6 protein-coding genes are annotated in these 5479 nt (G+C 70.7%); 1 reads left to right on the top strand and 5 read right to left on the bottom strand.

Annotated features, from left to right (window positions below; genetic code table 11):
- The 4 genes from AB0M39_RS41290 to AB0M39_RS41275 form a co-directional block, all read right to left on the bottom strand.
- A partial coding sequence (locus AB0M39_RS41290) for a polysaccharide deacetylase family protein (protein ID WP_365374153.1) occupies positions 1–721 on the bottom strand: 721 nt, incomplete at its 3' end.
- On the bottom strand, positions 718–1767 hold the full coding sequence (locus tag AB0M39_RS41285; RefSeq protein ID WP_365374151.1) for a glycosyltransferase family 2 protein: 1050 nt from the start codon (positions 1765–1767) through the stop codon (positions 718–720). The genes AB0M39_RS41290 and AB0M39_RS41285, both read right to left, overlap by 4 nt.
- A complete protein-coding gene (locus AB0M39_RS41280) occupies positions 1764–2657 on the bottom strand; it encodes a glycosyltransferase family 2 protein (RefSeq protein WP_365374148.1) in 894 nt (297 codons plus the stop codon). Before AB0M39_RS41280 ends, AB0M39_RS41285 begins: the two co-directional genes overlap by 4 nt.
- Positions 2658–3014: 357 nt before the next feature.
- A complete protein-coding gene (locus tag AB0M39_RS41275) occupies positions 3015–3461 on the bottom strand; it encodes a hypothetical protein (protein WP_365374146.1) in 447 nt (148 codons plus the stop codon).
- A gap of 369 nt (positions 3462–3830) precedes the next feature.
- Here AB0M39_RS41275 and AB0M39_RS41270 point away from each other — a divergent pair, with 369 nt between their 5' ends.
- A complete protein-coding gene (locus tag AB0M39_RS41270) occupies positions 3831–4640 on the top strand; it encodes an SGNH/GDSL hydrolase family protein (RefSeq protein ID WP_365374144.1) in 810 nt (269 codons plus the stop codon).
- On the opposite strand, the gene AB0M39_RS41265 is transcribed toward AB0M39_RS41270, so the two are convergent.
- A complete protein-coding gene (locus AB0M39_RS41265) occupies positions 4624–5331 on the bottom strand; it encodes a hypothetical protein (RefSeq protein WP_365374141.1) in 708 nt (235 codons plus the stop codon). The genes AB0M39_RS41270 and AB0M39_RS41265 overlap by 17 nt on opposite strands.
- Positions 5332–5479 lie beyond the last annotated feature (148 nt).

The raw sequence follows: 5479 nt of genomic DNA, 5'->3' as shown, positions 1-5479 counted from the left end.
CCTTGGCGAAGGCGCGGGCGACGGACCGGCCTTCGACGAGCCGTTCGAACTCCTCGATGCCGGTGGAGCGCCGCACGGTCACCCGCTCCAGGGCGTACGGCCCCTGCCGCCGCCGGGCCAGCGCGTTGCCTACGGCGAGCGACTGCGCGAAGCCGGCCGCACGGACCGCTTCTCGCACCCGGCGGCTGGAGTAGCCGTAGGGGTAGGCGAACGAGACCGGCGCGGCCCCCAGCTCGTCCGCGACGACGTCCCGGCAGCGCACGGTCTCGTAACGCAGCCGGGCGTCGTCGAGCTGGTCCAGCTGCGGATGGGTGTGGGTGTGCCCGCCGATCTCCGTGCCCGCCGCGGCCAGTTCGCGCACCTGGTCCCAGTCGAGCATGGTGTCGAGCGCCCCGCCCTCGTCGTGCTCCCCGCGCAGCCAGCCCGTCGAGACGAACAGCGTCGCGGCGAAGCCCTGCTTGGCGAGATGGGGGAGGGCGTGCCGGTGCACGCCCTCGTAGCCGTCGTCGAAGGTGATCAGCACGGGCCGCCGGGGCAGCGGGCCGCCCGCGCGCCATGCGTCGCCGAGCCGCGCGGCGGTGAGCGGGGTGAACCCGCGCTCGCCGAGCAGCTCCATCTGCTCGGCGAAGGCGTCGGGGGAGACGGACAGGGAGTACGCCGCCTGCGCCGGGCGGTGTCCGACGGCGTGGTACATGAGGATCGGCACGGGCCGCTCGTTCACCCGGACGCGCCTCCCTCCAAGACGCGCACGGGCACCCGCGCCGGCGCGGGCCCCGCACGGTCCCCCAGCGGTGCGATCGGGCCCGACGAGAACCTCGCCCCGCCCCCGCGCGCCCGCACGCTGCCCACCGCGTAGCCGCCCGCCGCGGCGGCCACTCCGGCGACGATCGCCCCGGCCCGGCCGGCGCCGCCCGGCCTGCGCAGCAGCGCGTCGCGCAGACCGCGTACGACTCCGGACGGCAGGACCCGGGTGGTGTACCGGCGCTCCGACTCGAGCCCCTTGCCCGCGCCCACGCTCCGTGCGACGAGCGCCTTGGAGAGGCCCTCGGCGTAGGCGCGGGTACGGAAGTAGCCGAACCGCTCCCGGATCGCGGGGACCTTGTGGTGGATCACCGCGCGGTCGTCGATCAGCAGCACCGCGTCCGGCAGTGCGGTGGCGAGCCGGATGCACAGCTCGGTCTCCTCGCAGCCCAGCGGCCGTTTGTCGCCGTCGCGCCCGATGCCGGTGGCGAAGCCGCCCGAGGCGTCGAAGGCGCTGCGCCGGAAGGAGGCGTTGCCGCCCAGCACATTGCGCACCCGCACCCTGCCGGGCGGCAGCCCTCGGTAGGTGCAGCCGACGACCCAGTCGAACTCCTCGGGGAACCAGGCCGGCCGGCGGCCCGACGCCCAGGCGGGCAGAGTGCGCCCGCCGACGGCCATCACCCGCCCGTCGTCGTACCCCTCGGCGAAGTACCGCAGCCAGTCGCGCTCGGCGACGGCGTCGTCGTCGAGGAAGGCGACGAACTCGCCGTGGGCTGCGGCGATACCGGTGTTGCGGCCCGCGGAGAGGCCGCGGGGGCCCGCGTTGGCGAGCACCCGCACCTCCTCTCCGGCTTCCTTGTACTGCGTGCCGAGCCGCTCGAGGAGCGCCGCGTTGTGGTCGACGACCAGCAGCGTCTCGAGGGCCGGCAGTGACTGGCGCCGTACGGAGTCGACGGCCGCGAGGATGTCGGTCCAGCGGTCCTCGGTGTAGGCGCAGATCACCACGGAGAAGCGACGGTCGCTCAAGACACCCCTCCGCGGGGGACGTCGACGCCGATCGCGGTCGGGCGTCGACGCGCAGACCTGCGGACGCCCTTCTCCTTCATGATCACCTTGAGGACCCGCAGGCCGTCCCGGACGGCTCTGAGATTGCTGACGCCGTGGATGCGCAGATACTCGTGGCTGGGCACCTCCTGCACGCGCAGACCGGCCTTGACCACCCGGATGTTCATCAGGGTCTCGATCTCGAAGCCGGTGCAGTCGAGGCTGACCTTGTCCAGGCAGTGCTTCCAGAAGGCGTTGTAGCCGTAGCAGAGATCGGTGTACCGGGCTCCGAACTTGGCGTTGACCACGCTGCACAGCACCCAGTTGCCGAGCTTGCGGACGGCGGTCATGTCGTCGGTGCCGCCGCCGTTGGCGAAGCGGGAGCCCTTGGCGAAGTCCGCGCCGGAGACCAGGGCCGAGACATAGGAGACGATCTCCTGGCCGTCGGCCGAGCCGTCGGCGTCCACCATCACGATGATGTCGCCGGTGCAGGCCGCGAATCCGCTGATCAGGGCATCTCCCTTGCCCTTTCCGACCTGCTTGACCACCTTGACGTCCGGCCACAGCTCGCGGGCGACCTCAACGGTGTCGTCGGTCGAATTCCCGTCCACCAGGACGACTTCATGAATCCAGTCGGGGAGCGTCTTGAAGACGTACGGAAGATTCTCCGCCTCATTCATCGCCGGGATCACCACGCTCACCGGCGGAGTGATCGCGAGATGAGAGGAGATCGGGCGGTAGGCGGCTGCTATTCGCCCGGCCCCCTTCACGGAGACAGCCGGCTGGGCGGCGGATTCAGCGACGTCCCCCATGCGTGACGGCTCGGTCAATGGATCTTGTCCCGGCACGGCCGGGCGCAGCACTGAACTCATGAGTCTTTTTCCCTCTCCACCGGTGGACTGCCCGCCCCCGGGCAGTCCGGATGAGTGTCCGGTTTGAAAGGGGGGTTCTTCTCACCCCGCCCATGACGGCATAACGCTCCTTGCCTGGTGGGTGAGCTGGCACAACTGGCCGCGCGGCAGACGGCTCAGAGCGAGCACGAAAGCCGAGCACGGCACCCCCCTACCGCGCCCCGCTCCGGATCCATCGCGACGCTTGAGCCCTCCCCAGAGCCGCTTTGCTTGATGGACCGTTGCGGGTGGATGTACGACGGTATTGACGATTAGGACTGTATGGCAAGACCTGGAACCCGGCCTCGCCTTTTTACTTTTTTGATACCGATTCGGCGGTCAGATGCGGAACCGTCCCGATCGGACTTTCTTGATCCCTTTAACTGTTCGATCGAAAGGATTGATCAATTCCGTCCGCCGCATTCGGCGTCCCAGTGCCCAGAGGTGGAGCAGAATCGTGATCACCGCGACCGCGGTGACCCCTCCGCCCGCGGTCAGACCGCGTGAGGAGGACAGGATCTGAGCGACCAGCAGGTCGAGAAGGACCGCTCCGCCGGCGGCCGCGGCGGCGCGCGCGGCCGGATCCAGCCGGGTGAGCACTGCGGCGAGTCCGCCGGCCGGCCCGGCGAAGAGGAAGAAGAGGACGAAGGGCGCCCGTAGCGGCGACTGGACGTCGGCGAGCGCCAGCGCGACGCCGACCCCCGAGACGGCGAACGCTCCGCCCGCGAGCACCGGCAGCAGATCGGTTCCGGCTGCCGCCGCTGATGTGTCGCTGATCGTCTGCATGACCGACTTCCCCCCAAGGCGTCGGTTGCCGAGCCTCAATGCTCCGCAGCCGTCGACGCCCCGTCAAGGAGCCCACGCGCAAGGCCCCGCGCGCCCCCTCGTCGGGTCGTGCGCGCCCCCTCGCACCGGAATCCGCACGCCCCCTCGACGGGTCGCGCGCACCTTCTTAAGGGGCGCACGCGCGGCGACGCGCGCTCCCCCCCGTCCGGCCGAGTCCGTGCGGCCGGCCCTCGTGCGGGGTCTTCGCGCGTCGACCCCCGCGGGACCTGCTGCGAAATCCTCACGGAACATTCTTGGCATGGACACTTCCAGTGAAGTATGCGCCCTGCTACGAAAGTTGGGACAGAGATCCTGCTAAAGGGAGGTTCCATGAAACTGTCCCGAATCGCGGCATTCTCATCCTCGCTCCTCCTCGGCGCCGTCGTCGCTCTCGCCGGGGCCGGCCAGGCGCAGGCCGACCAGAGCGCCGCGGCGCTCGACTACGTGGCTCTCGGCGACTCGTACTCGTCGGGCGTCGGCGCCGGCAGCTACGACGGCGCCAGCGGCGGCTGCAAGCGCAGCAACCGCGCCTTCCCCAAGCTCTGGGCGGCGGCCCACGCACCCTCGTCGTTCGCGTTCACCGCTTGCTCAGGCGCTCGTACGAGTGACGTCACCGCCAACCAGCTGACCCCCCTCAACTCGGGGACCGACCTGGTCTCCCTCACCGTCGGCGGCAATGACGCGGGCTTCGCCGACGTCATGACCACCTGTGTGCTCCAGTCCGAGGCCAACTGCCTCAACCGCATCGACCAGGCCAAGGGGTACGTCGACTCCACCCTGCCCGGCAGACTCGACAGCGTGTACTCGGCGATCAGAGCCAAGGCGCCCGCGGCCCAGGTCGTCGTCCTCGGCTATCCCCGCTTCTACAAGCTCAACGGCAGCTGCACCGCCGGTCTGAGCGAGAGAGAACGGTCCGCGATCAACGGGGCCGCGGACTACCTCAACGCCGCCGTCGCCAAGCGCGCCGCCGACCACGGGTACGACTTCGCCGACGTCGTCCCGGCCTTCACCGGACACGAGATCTGCTCCGGGGCGGCCTGGCTGCACAGCGTGAACTGGCTGAACATCGGCGAGTCCTACCACCCCACCGCCTCCGGACAGTCCGGCGGCTACCTGCCCGTCTTCACCTCGCACGCCTGAGGGCCACCGGGTCGCCCTCCTGATGGGAGCTCTCGTCCGACGGGGGCTCCTCTTCCTTACAGTCGACCGAGAAGTCCACCCAGTTGGAGCTCACCGCGACCGGACTCCGGATCTCCATCCGGATCCGGTCGTGGTACCTCTGGCCCGGCTGGTGTGTCAGCTGGATGAGGCCGACCCGCTTCTGCCGGCCGTCCCCGGACGCGAACTCCAGGGTCTGCCAGTCGCCCGAGCCGCGGCCGCTCTCCGTCGCCCAGCGGTAGTCGACCGCCACGGGCGTACGGCCGACCGTGATCGTCGCGCGGAAGGCCGGGGCCTCGGCCTGCGGGGGCGGGCAGGCGCCCGTATAGCTTCCGCGCACGGCCTGGGCGTACACCTTCACATACTGCTGAGGGGACGGCGTGGCGCCGCCGTGCGAACCGCCGTCGGTCGCGGCCCCGCCGTTGCCGTTCCCGCCCTTGCCCTTCCCGCCGTTGTCGTCGCCGTCGTTTCCGTTTCCGGCGTTTCCGTTCCCGCCATTGGACCCGCCGCCGTTCGCGGCTGTGCCGCCGGAGCCGCCGGCTTCCGCGGCGCCCTTGTCGCCCGTGCGCCCAGGGCTCACGTCGGACGAGGCCCCGCCCACGGGCGCCGTGCCGCCGTCCCTGCCGCCCTTGTCCTTCTCGCCGTTCACCAGCGCCCACGCGAGGCCGCCCACCGCGAGCAGCAGCGCGGCGGCCGTGCTGGCCCTCGGGGTGGCCGCGCTGCTGCAACAGACACACTGGTAACCCTAAACTTCAACGTTAGGGTTTGGGTCGGCGTTTCGGACCGTCCCATCGGCATCCGTCGTCGCGACGCGACAACCG

This window comes from Streptomyces sp. NPDC051907, from assembly GCF_040681075.1.
Lineage (GTDB): Bacteria > Actinomycetota > Actinomycetes > Streptomycetales > Streptomycetaceae > Streptomyces.
The sequence above is the reverse complement of the archived record's forward strand: the minus strand, read 5'-3'. Positions and strand labels throughout refer to the sequence as shown.

What these genes read in the sequence shown, in the direction of transcription:
- AB0M39_RS41280 (WP_365374148.1), bottom strand. Translation starts at nt 2,657, where the DNA reads ATGAGTTCAGTGCTGCGCCCGGCCGTGCCGGGACAAGATCCATTGACC.
- AB0M39_RS41275 (WP_365374146.1), bottom strand. Translation starts at nt 3,461, where the DNA reads ATGCAGACGATCAGCGACACATCAGCGGCGGCAGCCGGAACCGATCTG.
- AB0M39_RS41270 (WP_365374144.1), top strand. Translation starts at nt 3,831, where the DNA reads ATGAAACTGTCCCGAATCGCGGCATTCTCATCCTCGCTCCTCCTCGGC.